This window comes from Kosakonia sp. BYX6 (genome assembly GCF_038449125.1).
GTDB lineage: Bacteria > Pseudomonadota > Gammaproteobacteria > Enterobacterales > Enterobacteriaceae > Kosakonia > Kosakonia calanthes.
This window is the reverse complement of sequence record NZ_CP151800.1, coordinates 1,399,382-1,417,345: the sequence shown is the minus strand read 5'-3', so window position 1 is coordinate 1,417,345 and position 17,964 is coordinate 1,399,382. Positions and strand designations below refer to the sequence as shown.

The 17,964-nt window shown below is 55.2% G+C and carries 12 protein-coding genes; 6 read left to right on the top strand and 6 right to left on the bottom strand.

Annotated elements, in window-relative coordinates:
* The first annotated feature begins 26 nt into the window (after positions 1-26).
* On the top strand, positions 27-902 hold the full coding sequence (amiA, locus tag AAEY27_RS06620; protein ID WP_342324093.1) for an N-acetylmuramoyl-L-alanine amidase AmiA: 876 nt from the start codon (positions 27-29) through the stop codon (positions 900-902).
* Positions 899-1,801 carry an oxygen-dependent coproporphyrinogen oxidase gene (hemF, locus tag AAEY27_RS06615; protein ID WP_342324092.1) on the top strand — a complete coding sequence of 301 codons (903 nt, stop codon included), beginning with the start codon at positions 899-901 and terminating at the stop codon, positions 1,799-1,801. Before amiA ends, hemF begins: the two co-directional genes overlap by 4 nt.
* A gap of 56 nt (positions 1,802-1,857) precedes the next feature.
* On the opposite strand, the gene maeB is transcribed toward hemF, so the two are convergent.
* Positions 1,858-4,137 (bottom strand): NADP-dependent oxaloacetate-decarboxylating malate dehydrogenase, encoded by a 2,280-nt coding sequence (maeB, locus tag AAEY27_RS06610; RefSeq protein ID WP_342324091.1) that lies wholly within the window; start codon positions 4,135-4,137, stop codon positions 1,858-1,860.
* Positions 4,138-4,424: 287 nt separating this feature from the next.
* Here maeB and tal point away from each other — a divergent pair, with 287 nt between their 5' ends.
* Together tal and tkt are read left to right on the top strand one after the other, a co-directional pair.
* Positions 4,425-5,375: a transaldolase gene (gene tal, locus AAEY27_RS06605; protein ID WP_342324090.1), complete on the top strand. Its 951-nt coding sequence runs from the start codon at positions 4,425-4,427 to the stop codon at positions 5,373-5,375.
* Between the two features lie 21 nt (positions 5,376-5,396).
* Complete coding sequence (gene tkt, locus AAEY27_RS06600; RefSeq protein WP_342324089.1) at positions 5,397-7,391, top strand: transketolase; 1,995 nt, start codon at positions 5,397-5,399, stop codon at positions 7,389-7,391.
* Between the two features lie 39 nt (positions 7,392-7,430).
* Here the strand turns inward: tkt and AAEY27_RS06595 are convergent, their stop codons facing one another.
* From AAEY27_RS06595 to aegA, 4 genes are all read right to left on the bottom strand, one after another.
* A complete protein-coding gene (locus AAEY27_RS06595; protein ID WP_342324088.1) occupies positions 7,431-8,363 on the bottom strand; it encodes a hypothetical protein in 933 nt (310 codons plus the stop codon).
* Between the two features lie 81 nt (positions 8,364-8,444).
* Positions 8,445-9,488, bottom strand: a complete 1,044-nt coding sequence (locus tag AAEY27_RS06590) for a DUF1176 domain-containing protein (RefSeq protein WP_342324087.1) — start codon at positions 9,486-9,488, stop codon at positions 8,445-8,447.
* A gap of 124 nt (positions 9,489-9,612) precedes the next feature.
* Positions 9,613-10,188: a GDP-mannose pyrophosphatase NudK gene (gene nudK / locus AAEY27_RS06585; protein WP_342324086.1), complete on the bottom strand. Its 576-nt coding sequence runs from the start codon at positions 10,186-10,188 to the stop codon at positions 9,613-9,615.
* A 67-nt stretch (positions 10,189-10,255) separates the two neighbouring features.
* Positions 10,256-12,235, bottom strand: a complete 1,980-nt coding sequence (gene aegA, locus AAEY27_RS06580) for a formate-dependent uric acid utilization protein AegA (protein WP_342324085.1) — start codon at positions 12,233-12,235, stop codon at positions 10,256-10,258.
* A gap of 224 nt (positions 12,236-12,459) precedes the next feature.
* On the opposite strand from aegA, the gene narQ reads away from it, so the two are divergent.
* Both narQ and acrD read left to right on the top strand, forming a co-directional pair.
* Positions 12,460-14,154, top strand: coding sequence for a nitrate/nitrite two-component system sensor histidine kinase NarQ (gene narQ, locus AAEY27_RS06575; RefSeq protein ID WP_342324084.1), 1,695 nt, complete (start codon positions 12,460-12,462; stop codon positions 14,152-14,154).
* Positions 14,155-14,353: 199 nt separating this feature from the next.
* Entirely contained in the window at positions 14,354-17,467 is a 3,114-nt protein-coding gene (acrD, locus tag AAEY27_RS06570) for a multidrug efflux RND transporter permease AcrD (protein WP_342324083.1), read from the top strand.
* A 102-nt stretch (positions 17,468-17,569) separates the two neighbouring features.
* On the opposite strand, the gene ypfM is transcribed toward acrD, so the two are convergent.
* Positions 17,570-17,629, bottom strand: a complete 60-nt coding sequence (gene ypfM / locus AAEY27_RS06565) for a protein YpfM (protein ID WP_100181659.1) — start codon at positions 17,627-17,629, stop codon at positions 17,570-17,572.
* Positions 17,630-17,964 lie beyond the last annotated feature (335 nt).

Here is a 17,964-nt window from a genome sequence, read left to right as displayed (position 1 = left end):
CCACCACGGATAACCCATTTCAGGCTATGAGCACCTTTAAACCCTTAAAAACACTCACCTCGCGTCGCCAGATCCTGAAAGCAGGTCTGGCCGCCCTGACACTGTCGGGCATGTCTCGTGCTATCGCTAAGGACGAGACACCGTTAAAAACCACCACCGGCCACAGCAAGCCAAAAACCAAAAAAGCGGGCGCGAAGCGCATTGTGATGCTCGACCCCGGTCACGGCGGGATTGATACCGGCGCTATCGGCCATAACGGTTCGAAAGAGAAACATGTCGTGCTGGCGATCGCCAAAAATGTCCGTGCGCAGCTGCGTGCCAAAGGCATCGATGCACGCCTGACGCGCACTGGCGATACATTTATTCCGCTCTATGATCGCGTGGAGATCGCCCACCAGCACGGCGCAGATCTGTTTATGTCGATCCACGCCGACGGCTTTACCAACCCGAGCGCGGCGGGCGCATCGGTATTTGCGCTGTCGAATCGCGGCGCCAGTAGCGCGATGGCGAAATACCTCTCCGATAAAGAGAACGCCGCCGACGATCTCGCCGGGAAAAAAGCCCGCGACAAAGATCATCTGCTTCAGCAGGTATTGTTCGATTTGGTCCAGACCGACACCATCAAAAACAGCCTGACGCTGGGTTCACATATTTTAAAACAGATAAAACCGGTGCATCGCCTGCACAGCCGTAATACGGAACAGGCCGCGTTTGTGGTGCTAAAATCGCCGTCTATCCCTTCGGTGTTGGTGGAAACGTCATTTATCACCAACCCGGCGGAAGAGAAGTTGCTCGGCACGGCGGCGTTTCGCCAAAAAATCGCCAACGCAATCACCGACGGCGTGATGAGCTATTTTAGTTGGTTCGATAATCATAAAGCCCATACGAAGAGACGCGGATGACCACTCCAGAAGTACAGCCGGTAAAAAACGCCTTACTCACCCTCCAGGATGAGATTTGCCGCAAGCTCAGCGCCATCGACGACGCCGGGTTTATGGAAGACAACTGGCAGCGCGATGCGGGCGGCGGCGGTCGCAGCCGCGTACTGCGCGAGGGCAATGTCTTTGAACAGGCGGGCGTTAACTTTTCCCATGTGCATGGCGATGCGATGCCCGCTTCCGCCACTGCGCACCGTCCGGAACTGGCTGGGCGCAGTTTCGAAGCGATGGGCGTCTCGCTGGTTGTTCATCCGCGCAACCCGTATGTGCCCACCAGCCACGCCAATGTGCGGTTCTTTATTGCGCAAAAACCGGGTGCGGAACCGGTGTGGTGGTTTGGCGGCGGCTTTGATTTAACGCCCTACTACGGTTTTGAAGAGGATGCCATTCACTGGCACCGCACCGCGCGCGATCTCTGTTTGCCTTTCGGGGAAGAGGTTTACCCGCGCTATAAAAAGTGGTGCGACGACTATTTCTACCTCAAACATCGTGATGAGCAACGCGGTATCGGCGGGCTGTTTTTTGACGATCTGAACACCCCGGATTTCGCGCACTGTTTTGATTTTATGCAGGCAGTGGGCCAGGGCTTTACCGAGGCCTATTTGCCGATTGTCGAACGCCGCAAAGCGACGCCGTATGGCGAGCGCGAGCGGGATTTCCAGCTCTATCGCCGTGGGCGCTATGTCGAGTTCAATCTGGTCTGGGATCGCGGAACGCTGTTTGGTTTGCAAACCGGCGGGCGCACCGAATCCATTTTGATGTCGATGCCGCCGTTAGTGCGATGGGAATACAATTATCAACCCACCGAAGGCAGCCCGGAGGCCGCCCTCAGCGAGTTTATTAAAGTCCGCGATTGGGTGTAGTTTTTGTAGGCCGGATAAGCGCTTGCGCGCCATCCGGCGAACAATCGGCGCCTATATCACAACGGTTCTGTTTGCGCCTCAACCACCGCCAACGCCACCATATTGACGATGCGGCGCACGGAAGCAATCGGCGTCAACACATGTACCGGTTTCGCCACCCCCATCAGCACCGGCCCAACGGTCACCCCTTCCGCACTGGAAACGCGCAGCAAGTTATAGCTGATTCGCGCAGCTTCCACGTTCGGCATAATCAGAATATTGGCCGTGCCTTTAAGCGGGCTGTCCGGCATCCGATCGTGGCGAATACTTTCATCCAGCGCGGCATCGCCGTGCATCTCGCCATCGATCATCAAATCCGGCGCTTGCTCACGCACCAACGCCAGCGTGTCGCGCATTTTCACCGCCGCCGGCGCGTTAGACGAGCCGTACTGCGAGTGAGAAAGCAGCGCCACGCGCGGTTCGATACCGAAACGCCGCACCGTTTCCGCCGCCAGCAGGGTGATTTCCGCCAGTTGCTCCGCGCTCGGATCTTCATTGACATAGGTGTCGGCGATAAAGGTGTTACCGCTTGGCAGCAGCAGCGCATTCATCGCCCCCGCCGCATGCACATTATCGCGATAGCCGAAGATGTCGCGCACCACGCTGAAGTGCTCATGGTACTCACCGATGGTGCCGCAAATCATCGCATCCGCTTCACCACGATGGACCATGATCGCGCCAATCACCGTGCTGTTGGCGATCACCGCCCGCTGAGCCTGCTCCTGCGTCACGCCCCGACGTTTCATGATGTTGAAGTATTCCGTCCAGTACTCTTTAAAACGCGGATCGGACTCGTTATTGACGATTTCAAAATCGGCATCCGGGCGGATTTGCAAACCCAGCTTCTGAATGCGCATCTCAATCACGCTCGGTCGCCCAACGAGGATCGGTTTTGCCAGCCCCAGCGTTACCAGTTCCTGCGTTGCATGCAGCACGCGCGGCTCTTCCCCTTCGGTCAGCACCACGCGTTTCGGCGCATTGCGGGCCTGCGAAAAGATCGGCTTCATAAACAGGTTGGTTTTATAAACGAACTCGGTGAGCTTATCGACATAGGCGTCGAAATCGTTAATCGGGCGCGTCGCGACACCGGAATCCATCGCCGCTTTCGCCACGGCAGGCGCGATTTTGACGATCAGGCGCGGGTCAAACGGTTTCGGGATCAGGTAATCCGGGCCAAAGCTTAAATCCTGATCGCCATATGCCGAAGCGACCACTTCGCTCTGCTCGGCGTGCGCCAGTTCAGCAATCGCATGCACCGCCGCCAGTTTCATCTCTTCGTTAATCGCCGTGGCGCCCACATCCAATGCGCCACGGAAGATAAACGGGAAACAGAGCACGTTGTTGACCTGGTTTGGATAGTCAGAACGGCCGGTACAAATTATGGCGTCCGGGCGCACTGATTTCGCCAGATCCGGCAAAATCTCCGGCTCCGGGTTCGCCAGCGCGAGGATCAACGGCTGACGCGCCATCTCTTTAACCATTTCCGGCGTGAGCACTTTCGGCCCGGAGCAGCCGAGGAAGATATCCGCCCCGGCCACCACTTCAGCCAGGCTGCGTTTACCGTCGTCATCGACTGCATACGCGGCTTTGGTTTCCGCCATATTTGGCTCGCGGCCTTTATAGATAACGCCTTTCGAGTCGCAGACCACAATATTGTGTTTCTGCATGCCCAGCGCCACCAGCAGGTTCATACAGGCAATCGCCGCCGCGCCCGCGCCGGACACCACCATGCGCACATCGGATAGATTTTTTTCCACCACGCGCAGGCCGTTGAGAATGGCGGCGGTGCTGATAATGGCCGTGCCATGCTGATCGTCATGAAACACCGGAATGTTCATGCGCTCGCGCAGTTTGGCTTCAATATAAAAGCACTCCGGCGCTTTGATGTCTTCCAGGTTGATGCCGCCGAACGTCGGCTCCAGCGCGGCAACAACGTCGATCAGTTTGTCGGGATCTTGCTCGTCGACTTCAATATCAAACACATCGATACCGGCGAATTTTTTAAACAGTACCCCTTTGCCTTCCATTACCGGTTTACCGGCCAGCGCGCCGATATTGCCAAGACCCAGTACGGCAGTTCCGTTAGAGATAACGGCGACCAGGTTACCGCGGGCGGTGTATTTGTAGGCAGCCAGCGGATCTTTTTCAATTTCAAGGCAGGGTGCAGCGACGCCAGGTGAGTAGGCCAGCGCTAAATCGCGCTGCGTTGCCAGCGGTTTCGTCGGCGAGACCTGAATTTTCCCTGGACGGGGAAACTCATGAAAATCGAGGGCACTTTGTTTTAGTTGGTCGTCCATTTGAGGTTCCTTCACGTTGCTTTTAGCTGTAAGAGTGATAATGCGTGATGACTATCCCAATGCGCCGCCCAGTATGGTCCCTGTTGTGCGCGCAAACTTTGAACATAGCCAAAATCTCTGCACGACATAAACCAGATTGTTACTAATTTATCGCATCTTTGTTATTCGTCTCAAAAACACCCTAAAGGGGTTCGTCTGCTATGCTTTTTTGTTATGCATCTCTCATCTTCACAAAAGCGCGAACCGAAGCGTTTCACTAGCACATTGCTTTTAAAGGAGTTATTTCAATGAACCATTTAGACGGCCTCAAACAGTTCACCACGGTGGTGGCTGACAGCGGCGATATTGAGTCTATTCGACACTATCAGCCCGAAGATGCCACCACCAACCCGTCCCTGCTGCTCAAAGCCGCTGGGCTGGAGCATTTCGCGCATTTGATCGATGACGCCATCGCCTACGGCAAAACGCGCGGTAAAACCCAGGAGCAACAAGTGGCTGAAGCCAGTGACAAACTGGCAGTCAATTTCGGTGCGGAAATTCTGAAAAGCATTCCAGGACGCGTTTCAACTGAGGTTGATGCGCGCCTTTCCTACGACAAAGAAAAAAGCATCGCCAAAGCGCGCCGTCTGGTCGAGCTGTATCAGGATCAGGGCATCGACAAATCCCGCATTTTGATCAAACTGGCGTCAACGTGGGAAGGGATCCGCGCGGCGGAAGAGCTGGAAAAAGAGGGAATCAAATGCAACCTGACGCTGCTGTTCTCCTTCGCCCAGGCACGCGCCTGCGCCGAAGCCGGTGTGTTCCTGATTTCACCTTTCGTTGGGCGTATTTACGACTGGTATAACGACCGTAAGCCGCTTGATCCGTACGTTGTGGATGAAGATCCGGGCGTGAAATCAGTGCGCAATATCTACGATTACTTCAAACAACATCGCTACCAAACCATTGTGATGGGAGCCAGTTTCCGCCGTACCGAGCAGATCCTCGCGCTGGCAGGCTGCGACCGTTTGACCATCTCCCCGGCGCTGCTCAAAGAGTTGCAGGCGCAGGAAGGAACGGTTGAGCGCAAGCTGGTGCCGTCCACACAAACCTTCCATCGCCCTGCGCCGCTGACTGAAGCGGAGTTCCGTTGGGAGCACAATCAGGATCCGATGGCTGTCGATAAACTTTCCGATGGTATTCGCCAGTTCGCCGTCGACCAACGCAAACTTGAAGATCTGCTCGCCGCCAAACTTTAACCTTTTGCCACGGAGTGAATTATGTCCCGTAAAGAGCTTGCTAACGCCATTCGCGCCCTGAGTATGGATGCGGTGCAAAAAGCCAATTCCGGCCACCCTGGCGCGCCAATGGGAATGGCAGATATCGCAGAAGTGCTATGGAATGATTTTCTGCACCACAACCCGGCGGACCCGACCTGGTACAACCGCGACCGTTTTATCCTCTCTAACGGCCACGCCTCAATGTTGCTGTACAGCCTGCTGCATTTAAGCGGCTATGACCTGCCGCTGGAAGAGCTGAAAAACTTCCGCCAGCTGCACTCCAAAACCCCGGGTCACCCGGAAATTGGTTATACGCCTGGCGTGGAAACCACCACCGGCCCGCTCGGCCAGGGGCTGGCGAACGCGGTCGGTCTGGCGATTGCGGAACGCACGCTGGCGGCGCAGTTTAACCGTCCGGGGCATGACATTGTTGACCACTATACCTACGTGTTTATGGGTGATGGCTGCCTGATGGAAGGCATCTCTCATGAAGTTAGTTCGCTGGCGGGCACGCTGGGGCTCGGCAAACTAATCGGTTTTTACGATCACAACGGTATCTCCATTGATGGGGAAACCGAAGGCTGGTTTACCGATGACACCGCTAAGCGCTTCGAAGCGTATAACTGGCATGTGATTGGCGATATCGACGGGCACTCACCGGAAGCGGTGAAAAACGCCATTATCGAAGCGCAGAGCGTGAAAGATAAACCGTCGCTGATTATCTGTCGCACGGTGATTGGCTTCGGTTCGCCGAATAAAGCCGGGAAAGAGGAGTCGCATGGCGCGGCGCTCGGCGAAGAAGAAGTGGCGCTGACCCGCCAGAAACTGGGCTGGAAGTATCCGCCTTTCGAAGTGCCGAAAGAGATTTATCAGGCCTGGGATGCGCGCGAGCGCGGTGCGAAAGCACAGCAGGCGTGGAATGAAAAACTCGCCGCCTGGGAGAAAGCCTTCCCGGATCTGGCCGCCGAGTTCAAACGCCGGATGAGCGGCGAGCTGCCGGAAAGCTGGGAGAAAACCACCACTGAGTGGATCAACAATTTGCAGGCCAATCCGGCGAAAATCGCCACCCGTAAAGCGTCGCAAAACACCCTGAACACCATTGGCCCCGTGCTGCCGGAACTGCTTGGCGGCTCTGCCGATTTGGCGCCCAGTAACCTGACAATCTGGTCGGGTTCCACCTCGTTGAAAGAGGATCACGCGGGTAACTATATTCACTACGGCGTGCGCGAATTTGGTATGACGGCGATCGCCAACGGGATCGCCCATCACGGCGGTTTTGTGCCTTACACCGCTACCTTCCTGATGTTCGTCGAGTATGCCCGTAACGCGGCGCGCATGGCGGCGTTGATGAAAGCACGGCAAATCATGGTCTATACCCATGACTCGATTGGCTTAGGGGAAGATGGCCCGACGCACCAGGCCGTTGAACAGCTTGCCAGCCTGCGCCTGACGCCAAACTTCACCACCTGGCGACCGTGCGATCAGGTAGAAGCCGCCGTCGGCTGGAAACTGGCGGTCGAGCGCCATGATGGCCCGACGGCGCTGATTCTGTCGCGCCAGAACCTTGCGCAGATGGAACGTACGCCCGAGCAGGTACAAGCCATCAGCCGTGGCGGCTACATTCTGAAAGACAGTAAAGGCACACCGGATCTGATCCTGATTGCCACCGGTTCCGAAATGGAAATCACCGTGAAAGCGGCCGAGCAACTGGCGGGCGAAGGGGTCAATGTGCGTGTGGTTTCACTGCCGTCGACGGATATCTTCGATGCACAGGATGACGCGTATCGCGAATCAGTGCTGCCATCGGAGGTGGCGGCGCGTGTAGCGGTTGAAGCCGGCATCGCCGATTACTGGTACAAATATGTCGGCCTGAAAGGGGCGATTATCGGCATGACCAGCTACGGGGAATCCGCACCGGCGGAAAAACTGTTCCCGTTCTTCGGCTTCACGGTTGAAAACGTGGTCGCTAAAGCGAAATCCGTGCTCAAGAAATAAGTACACGGCGCGCCGGCATCGGGCTGGCGCGCCCTTTTTTTATTTCACCACCTGCAACGCTTCGCTTTCCTGGGGCGTGACAATATCTTCCTGTTTCTCATCCCACAGCGCCTTTTTCACCAGCACAAACCCGCTGTGTTGAGGGTCGCGCTGCACCAGCGTGGCGGCGTTGTCCCCTTCCTGCACATTGGTGTTAATCGGGAATGACGGTAGCGCTTTGGCCCATTGTCCCTGCTGAATATCGTAGACATAAACCACTTGCCAGGCGCTGGTCCACCACTGCGGAAAAATAACCACCCGGTCGCGACCGCTGTCGTCGAGTTGCGAGAGCGTTTCAACTATGCCGCCAATACACTGCGGCAAAATCGCCGGTTGCACCGCCGGGTTGCTGCTCCACAACGAACACTGGCAATCGCCCTCTTCGTTGCAGGTGCCGCCGTTTTGCGGATCCCGGGCGCTCACCCAAACGACATCTTTGTTGACGCCATCAAACTTGCCTTTGGTCAACCGCCCCTGTACCTCGGCATCTTTCAGATTTAAACGCGTGAGCAGATCCGTTTCACCGCTGATGAGCCAACCCTCCGGCTGATGGCTAAACGTTAATTGTGCCGGGTAGTTTTTCGTTTGTTGCGTAGTGATGCCGACCTGTTTCACAAAATCCACCTGCACGCTGCCGGTTTCATCGTCGGTGATATCGAGGGTGGTGATAATGCGTTGGGAAAATTGCGGGGCGCGGCGGTTGAAATCCTGCTGTTTACGCAGAACCTCGTCACGGGCGAGGTTCTGACCAAACCAATTCACCTGTGCGGCATAAAGCGTGTTCGCATCCTGCTTGCCATTGAGGTGGTTGTTCCAGCGTTCTATTTGTTGGGCGATATTTTGTTTGTCTGCTGCGGTCAATTCTGCCTGTGCAGGCAGGACGGCGAAAAGCGCCAGGCTTAGCGCAAGCCATTGAGCATAAAGGTGCTTCATTATTCCCTTCCCGATAAAAATGTCCGGGCGGATTATAATGAGCGAACGGTTATCTCGTCATCAGCTTATCTTGTAACCCACTTATCTTGTGACCCACAGCGTTGGCCACGCATCGGGGCCATGCCAGCTATCGCACGTTGGCTCCTGGGCGTAACGCACCAGGCGAAAACGTTGCCCATCGAAACGCCAGCGGCTCGCGACGCCGCAATCTCCCAGGCCGCGCCCTTTCGCCAGCGTCGTCAGCTCGCGGCTTTTATCCTCAAACATTGCGTTCATCAGTTCCATCTCATCGTTGCCGTTATCCGGGGTGAACGGCAGACGCAGGCGCACCGGGCGGGTCGAGAAAGGTTTTTGTCGCGAGACCAGCCAGGCCAGGTCAACCACGTTGTAGGCTCCGGCTTCGCAGTCGATCATCAATAGGGCGGTATCATCAGTCAATGCGGCAACGCGCACCTGGCGGCGCATTGGATCCAGCGAGCACTGGCTGTTATTCATGCGCACATTACCGTAATCCAACAGATCGTTGAGTTGTTGATGGGTGAGCGGAGTTGGTGCAACGCCGGGCTGAGCCACCTCTTTTAAGGCGGGTGCAGGCGGAACGCTCAACGGCGGGCTGTCGCCTTTTTTGATCCACGCCGTTTCACTGCCCACACGTTTTTGTTGCGCGTCGATAAACAGCAGCGCGGCTTTCAACCCTACCAACGAAATCACGCCTTTGCCGCCTTGTAGCGTCAACGCCTGACTTTCCTGAATGGTTACTAACAAGTCAGCGATGGTTTGCGGGTTGTCGGTCATTAAATGCCACGGCGTGATTTTCCACTGCGCGTTGGACATTTTCAGCGGCTGGCCGTCGAGTAACAAGCGGCCAGCAATCGGGGGTTCTTTTGCGGAAGGCGTGCCGATACCGCCAAAATCGATACGCAGTGACGCATCGGTGCGGGCGCCCGCGCTGCGACTCAGGCTCATCACCAGGCCGTTATGATCGCCAATATTGCGCGCAACGCAGAAGTTCTGGTTATTGCAGGTGACTTGCCAGTCGGAAAAAGTTTGCTGCGCGGGCGCGGCCCACAGCAGCGGCGCGGCGCAAAGCCCGACCAGCAAAGTAAAAACGTTGCGAAAGCGCATGAATGGTGAAACCCCGGAAGAATAGACGCAGAACGTGCGTATAGTCTATCTCCCGGTTGGCTTGCTCAATCGGATTTATCGGATAGCTTCATCCGAAACTTGGTAGGTGTGATTTGTATTAAATTCAGTTCATTAGGCCGGATAACTGAAGATATTGCAGTAAAATGACCGTCTTACCGTCGCGGATTTCCCCGCTGGCAACCATAGACAAAGCTTGTTCAAAGGAAAACTCCAATACCTCAATATCTTCATCTTCCACGCCGCCGCCATTGTTGACCTTTTGCGCATCGCTGTATTCAGCGATAAAGAAGTGTACCTGCTCGGTTACGCCACCAGGCGACATATAAAGCTCAAAGATTTTGCGCACATCCCCAACTTGATAACCGGTCTCTTCAATGGCTTCTTTGCGAATGCACACTTCCGGCTCGTCATCGTCCAGCAGACCCGCGCACGTTTCAATTTGATAACCATGCTCATTGCAGTTGATCCACGCCGCCACGCGGAACTGGCGGATCAGCAACACCGATTTTTTCTCACGGTTATAAAGCAGAATCGTCGCGCCGTTTCCCCGGTCATAGACTTCGCGTTTATGGCGAATCACTTCGCCGTCCTGACGGGTCAGATCGTAGGTGATATTGCGCAGGACAAAGTAATTTTCAGAGAGGATTTTATCTTTGATAATTTCGATTTTCAGCGACATACAGGCTCCAAAGCGCTAACAAATTGCCTTAATACTACCCTTCAGAGCCTGGTTTGTCGCCGTACCGTTAATGTTTCCCCGGCGCTTTTACCCCCAGCCACGCCATCATACCTTGTGCGGCGTGCCGCCCTTCCGCCATGGCGGTTACCACTAAATCCGCGCCGCGCACCGCATCGCCGCCAGCGAAAATTTTCGGATTACTGGTCTGATAGCGATACAACGAATCCACGCTCGCCGCGATACGCCCCCAGTCATCAACCTGCACGCCGTGACGCTCAAGCCACGGCATCGAATGCGGATTAAAACCAAACGCCATGATCACCGCGTCGGCGGGCATCACAAACTCGCTGCCGTCAATCGGCACCGGGCGACGGCGGCCTTTCGCGTCCGGTTCACCCAGTTGCGTGCGCAGCAAGCGAATGCCGCATACCTTGCCGCTATTATCCAGTTCCAGGTTGACCGGCTGGACGTTGAACTCAAACACCGCGCCTTCGTCCCGCGCGTTTTTCACCTCTTTCTTCGAACCGGGCATATTGGCTTCATCTCGGCGATACGCGCAGGTGACTTTCCCCGCGCCATGACGCAACGCGGTGCGTACACAATCCATCGCCGTGTCGCCGCCGCCGAGCACCACTACATTCAGCCCTTCGGTGTTAATGAAAGGTTCATCGGCGCTGTCCGGCAACCCCATCAACTGCTTGGTGTTGGCAATCAGGAACGGCAATGCGTCGTATACGCCAGGCGCATCTTCATTCGGTAAGCCAGCTTTCATTGAGCGGTATGTGCCGACGCCAACAAACACGGCGTCATACTCATCGAGCAGCGTTTCCAGGGCGATATCTTTGCCGATTTCACAATTCAGTTCGAAACCAATACCCATTGCGCTGAAGATTTCTCGACGGCGCGCCAGCAGGGATTTGTCCAATTTGAAGGAAGGAATGCCAAAGGTCAGTAACCCGCCAATTTCCGGATGGCGGTCAAAAACCGTCGCGCTGACGCCGTGGCGAGCAAGCACATCGGCACAGGCCAAGCCCGCTGGCCCTGCACCGATAATCGCCACGCGTTTGTTCACCGCCGCCACATGTTGCAAGTCAGGCCGCCAGCCTTGCGCCAGCGCCTGATCGGAAATATAGCGCTCAATATTACCGATGGTGACCGCGCCATAGTCATCGCGCACGGTACACGCGCCTTCGCATAAACGATCCTGCGGGCAAACGCGCCCGGTGATTTCCGGCAGGCAGTTGGTCTGGTGCGAAAGCTCAACCGCTGCGGCAATATCGCCCTCTTTCACCCGCTCAACCCATTGGGGAATGTGGTTGTGCAGCGGGCAGGTCCATTCACAGATACTGTGTTCGCCGCACTTCAGGCAGCGCTGCGCTTCGCGCTGGGCCTGATCGGCACGAAATGGCAGGTAGATTTCGTCGAACCCGGTTTTGCGCGCCGCGATCGGCAGTTTGTCCGGCTCACCGCGCGGCGGCGTTTTATGCATCTGCCGCACTTTGCGATCGTCAAATGCCGGAGACAGCGCCGCGACGCTGCGCCACGGCTGGGCTTCCTGGCTGGCGGTTCGCAAACGGCGTGCTTTGGCAAGCTCCGCTAAAGTGTCGTTGTTCACCAGTTGCAGCGCATCGGCCGGGCAATTTTGCGCGCAGGCCGGGCCTTCCGGTCGTTCATGGCAAAGGTCGCATTTGTGCGCGGTGGCGGCAACCCGCCCTTCGCCAACGGGCGTGACCAGCACTTGCATGGTGCCAAACGGACACGCCACCACGCAGGATTTGCAGCCAATGCATTTATGCTGATTGACCTGCACGGCATCATCGACACGGCTGATCGCGCCATTCGGGCAACTGCGGGCACAGGGCGCAGCTTCGCAGTGATGGCATGTCACCGCGCTGCGCTGCTGCTGATGTTTAATCACGGTAATACGCGGATGAAAGTGCGCCTGGCTCAACACATGTTGCTCATTGTTGTGCGCCATTACGCAAGCGACTTCGCAGGCGTGACACCCTATACATTGCTGGCTATTCGCCATAATAAAACGATTCATGGCACCCTTCTTTTCTGGTTTAATAAACCCTATTTTTTATATGACCAATCTATTTACCGGGGCGTAAACTCACAGGCAATGTCCATTTGCCCAGAAAGGTTATCTATTTGTCACGAACATGTAGCAGATCAATTTATTTCAGCTTTTCTAAAAAATAATTTCATTCGATGGGCGTCCGGGCCGATGTTTACCTTACGTACCGTCAGGGATGAGGAACCGCTGCAGTGATAGTTAAAAGACCTGTTTCAGCCAGTCTCGCCAGAGCTTTTTTCTCGATTGTGTTGTTATCGCTGCTTTCAACCGGCGTGGCGATCATCACCCTGGCCAGCAGCCTGCGCGACGCCGAAGCCATTAATATTGCTGGATCGCTGCGCATGCAGAGTTATCGCATTGGTTACGATCTGCAACGCACCTCTGGCGATCTGCAATCCCACCGCCAGTTATACCAACAAGCGCTCAATTCTCCGGTACTGCAAACGCTCAATCGCTGGTACGTCCCGCAGGAAGTGCAGCAGCGTTATGGGCAATTGCACGAAAGCTGGCGGGAAATGGATAACCGTCTTAGCCAGGGCGATGAGCAGTGGTATCAGCAAAATATTCAGCGCTACGTCGGGAATATCGATTTATTCGTGCTGGCGCTGCAACACTACGCCGAACGTAAAGTGATGCTGGTGGTTATTATCTCACTGCTGGGCACGGCGGGGATTTTCACGCTGGTGTTCTTTACCTTGCGACGCTTTCGCCAGCGGGTAGTAAAACCGCTCGATCAACTGGCCAACGCCTGCCAGCGCATCCAGCAGGGGCAGTTCTCGTTATTGCCGCTCAATAGCAAGCTGGATAACGAACTCGGTTTGCTGGCGTCGACTTTCGATCGCATGTCGAGCCAGTTGTTTAAGCTTTACCGCTCGCTGGAAACATCGGTAGAAGAGAAAACCCGCGATCTGCACGAAGCCCACCGCCGCTTAGAAGTGATGTACCAATGTTCACAGGCGCTGAACACCAGCCAGATCGATGCGCTGTGCCTGCGCCACGTTTTGCAAATTGTCCATGAACATGAAGCGGCCTGTTTTCTGGAACTGGTGGTGGATGACAACTGGCGACTTCAGCAAGGCGAAGCAAATCCGGCGCTGCCGATTTGCCGTTTGCCAGTGAATATGCAGGAAAACGTGTTAGGTGAATTACGCTGGCAAAGCCCGCAGCAGCAGGTGTCTGAGCCGCTCATGCGCAATATCGCCACCATCCTCGGGCGCGGTCTTTATATCAACCAGGCGCAGAAGCACTATCAACAGTTGATGTTGATGGAAGAGCGCACAACCATTGCGCGCGAGTTACACGATTCTCTGGCGCAAATGCTCTCTTATTTACGCATCCAACTGGCGCTGCTTAAACGCGCCGTGCCTGACGATAACGCGCCCGCGCACACCATCATCGACGACTTTTCCCGCGGGCTGAATAATGCCTGGCAGCAGTTGCGCGAACTGCTCACTACATTTCGTCTTTCGTTGCAGCAAAGCTCGCTGCCCGCCGCCTTACGCGAAGCGATGGACGTTCTGCAAGGGCAAACCGGGGCGCGTTTGATCCTTGATTGCCGCCTGCCGACGCAGGCGCTGGACGCTCAGCAGCAAATGAACGTATTGCAAATCGTGCGCGAAGCGGTGATCAACGCGATTAAGCATGCGGAGGCGACGGAAATTACCGTAAGCTGCGTGACCGACCCGGATGGTCTACATTCGGTTTATATTCGCGATAACGGCAAAGGAATTAGTTCGACGGTGGAACCGGAAGGCCATTACGGGTTAACGATTATGCGCGAGCGCGCCGAACGTCTGGGAGGTAAGCTGGAAATTGAATTATTACCGGCGGGCGGCACACAAGTACGCTTTCGTTTTCCGGTATTAATAAGCGACAAGCGTCAATAAGTGTAAAGAATCTCAAGTAAAATACATTTTGGCAGGAGGAAATTTAGCTTAAAACACCGAATGCATAGTTATGCCTCAATCGGGCATGATAATTTACATTTTCTCCTTTTTTTATCCACGATTGGTTTCTGCATTGCCGCTACATTGATGCAAGCAATGTCACAATAACGATGCGCAGCGATATGAGGTCTTGTTTCTGATGGCGAATTTTTTTATTGATCGCCCCATTTTTGCGTGGGTGCTGGCGATCCTGATCTGTCTTACGGGGACGCTTGCCATTATTTCTTTACCCGTTGAGCAATATCCGGATTTAGCACCACCCAACGTTCGTATTACCGCGAATTATCCTGGCGCATCGGCGCAAACGCTGGAAAATACTGTGACGCAAGTTATCGAGCAGAATATGACCGGGCTCGATAATTTAATGTATATGTCATCGCAAAGCAGCGCGACCGGCCAGGCGACGATCACGCTGAACTTTAGCGCCGGAACCGACCCGGATGAAGCCGTGCAACAGGTGCAAAACCAGTTGCAATCCGCGATGCGTAAACTGCCGCAAACGGTGCAAAACCAGGGCGTTACCGTGCGTAAAACCGGTGATACCAATATTTTGACCATCGCCTTCGTGTCGACAGACGGTTCGATGGATAAACAAGATATCTCGGACTATGTGGCGAGTAATATTCAGGACCCGCTGAGCCGCGTGAATGGCGTCGGCGATATCGACGCGTACGGTTCGCAATATTCAATGCGCATCTGGCTAGACCCGGCCAAACTCACCAGCTACCAACTCACCACCTCGGATGTGACCGATGCGATTTCGTCGCAAAATGCGCAAATTGCCGTCGGCCAACTCGGTGGAACGCCTTCTGTCGATCGGCAGGCGCTGAACGCCACCATCAATGCGCAATCGCTGTTACAAACCCCGGAGCAGTTTCGCGATATCACCCTGCGCGTGAATCAGGATGGTTCCGAAGTGCGGCTTGGCGATGTCGCCACCGTTGAACTGGGTGCAGAGAAATATGATTACCTGAGCCGCTATAACAGCAAAGCGGCGTCCGGGCTGGGGGTGAAACTGGCTTCCGGCGCGAATGAAATGGAAACCGCCGAGCTGGTGATCCAGCGGTTGGATGAGCTGTCGCAGTTCTTCCCGCATGGTTTGGAGTACAAAGTTGCTTACGAGACCACCTCGTTCGTTAAAGCTTCCATCATTGACGTGGTGAAAACCCTGCTCGAAGCAATCGCGCTGGTGTTCCTGGTGATGTACCTGTTCCTGCAAAACTTCCGCGCAACGCTGATTCCCACCATTGCGGTGCCGGTGGTGCTGCTCGGCACCTTCGCGGTGCTCTACGCGTTTGGCTATAGCATTAACACTTTGACCATGTTCGCGATGGTGCTGGCCATCGGTCTGCTGGTGGATGATGCAATTGTGGTGGTGGAAAACGTCGAGCGCATCATGACCGAGGAAGGCCTTTCGCCACGGGAAGCGACGCGAAAATCGATGGGGCAGATCCAGGGCGCGCTGGTGGGGATTGCGATGGTGCTGTCGGCGGTGTTCGTACCGATGGCGTTTTTCGGCGGCACCACCGGCGCCATTTACCGCCAGTTCTCCATCACTATTGTGTCGGCGATGGTGCTGTCGGTGCTGGTGGCGATGATTTTGACCCCGGCGCTGTGCGCCACGCTGCTTAAACCGCTGCATAAGGGCGAGCAGCACGGGCAGAAAGGTTTCTTCGGTGCGTTTAACCGCATCTTCAATCGCAATGCGGACCGCTACGAAACCGCGGTCGGTAAGATTTTGCACCGCAGTCTGCGCTGGATCCTGCTCTATGTACTACTGATTGGCGGCATGGTGCTGATGTTCATGCGTCTGCCGACTTCGTTCCTGCCGCTGGAAGATCGCGGCATGTTTACCACTTCGGTGCAGTTGCCTAGCGGTTCCACACAGCAACAAACGCTGAAAGTGGTGCAAAAGGTTGAAGACTACTTCTTCACCCATGAAAAAGAGAACGTCGATTCGGTGTTCGCGACCGTTGGCTCCGGCCCTGGCGGGAACGGGCAAAACGTCGCGCGATTGTTTATCCGCCTGAAAGACTGGGACGCTCGCGACCCGACGGAAGGCAGCGCGTTTGCCATTATCGAGCGCGCCACCAAAAACTTTAACCACATTAAAGAAGCACGTGTGTTTGCCAGCAGCCCACCGGCGATCAGCGGCATGGGCAGTTCCGCCGGTTTCGACATGGAATTGCAAGATCACGCCGGTGCCGGACACGATGCGCTGATGGCGGCACGTAATCGCCTGATCGAACTGGCCGCCAGCGATCCCGCCCTGACCCGCGTTCGCCATAACGGCCTGGACGACAGCGCGCAGTTGCAAATCGATATCGATCAGCGCAAAGCGCAGGCGCTGGGGGTGTCGATTGACGATATCAACGACACGCTGCAAACGGCCTGGGGCTCCAGTTACGTCAATGACTTTATGGATCGCGGCCGCGTGAAGAAAGTTTACGTACAGGCGGCGGCGAAATTCCGCATGCTGCCGGACGATATCAATCTGTGGTACGTGCGCAACAGCAGCGGTGGAATGGTGCCCTTCTCCGCGTTTGCCACCTCGCGCTGGGAAACCGGCTCGCCTCGCCTGGAGCGCTACAACGGCTATGCGGCGGTGGAAATTGTCGGTGAAGCCGCGCCCGGCGTCAGTACCGGTACCGCGATGGATGTGATGGAAAAACTGGTCAGCCAGTTACCAACCGGCTTTGGCCTGGAATGGACCGCCATGTCTTATCAAGAGCGGCTCTCCGGCGCGCAAGCTCCGGCGCTGTATGCCGTGTCACTGCTGGTGGTGTTCCTGTGCCTTGCCGCGCTGTATGAAAGCTGGTCGGTGCCGTTCTCGGTGATGCTGGTGGTGCCACTTGGCGTGATTGGCGCGCTGCTGGCAACCTGGATGCGCGGGCTGGAAAACGATGTGTACTTCCAGGTCGGGTTATTAACCGTCATCGGGTTATCGGCGAAGAACGCCATCTTGATTGTCGAGTTCGCCAACGATATGAACGCCAAAGGCGAGGATCTGCTGGTTTCAACGCTGCATGCTTGTCGCCAGCGTTTGCGCCCAATCCTGATGACATCGCTGGCGTTTGTCTTCGGCGTCCTGCCGATGGCGACCAGCACTGGCGCAGGCTCCAGCAGCCAACACGCGGTGGGAACCGGGGTAATGGGCGGGATGATTTCCGCAACCGTATTAGCCATCTTCTTCGTTCCGCTGTTCTTTGTACTGGTACGCCGCCGCTTCCCGCTAAAAGAACGCCCGCAGTAATCGCAAGGCAACAAAAAAGGCGACCGTTGCGGGTCGCCTTTTTTTATGTGATTGTTCACATTTTATTATTAAGCCGTCACTGCTTAATCATTCGTCAGGAAATTATTTACGAAGCATGCCTTCGATAAAATCTTTCCAGTTCCCCAGTTCATGTTCAATCATAACTACCTCTCTTATTATCGCGGCCATTCTACTAAAGCCACCCGGCGGCTGTGAAGATACTATAACCAATCGGATTAATCGTTGGTTACCGGATGAATTTAATAAGGCTCGGAATAACTATGCACCGTCAGCGGCTGTCTTAATGTGATTAACGGCAATATTCCGCAAAAACTTTAGGCCTAAATGAAATGGCGATCACACTGTAAGCTAAATCTCAAAAAAGTAATCAGTAAGATGTTGATGTGGGAAAAATGTTATTTATTTAACTAAAGTAAACCAGCGATATTCGCTGAATTATTATTACCCGGCGAATGATATTCAAATAAGATTCCGTT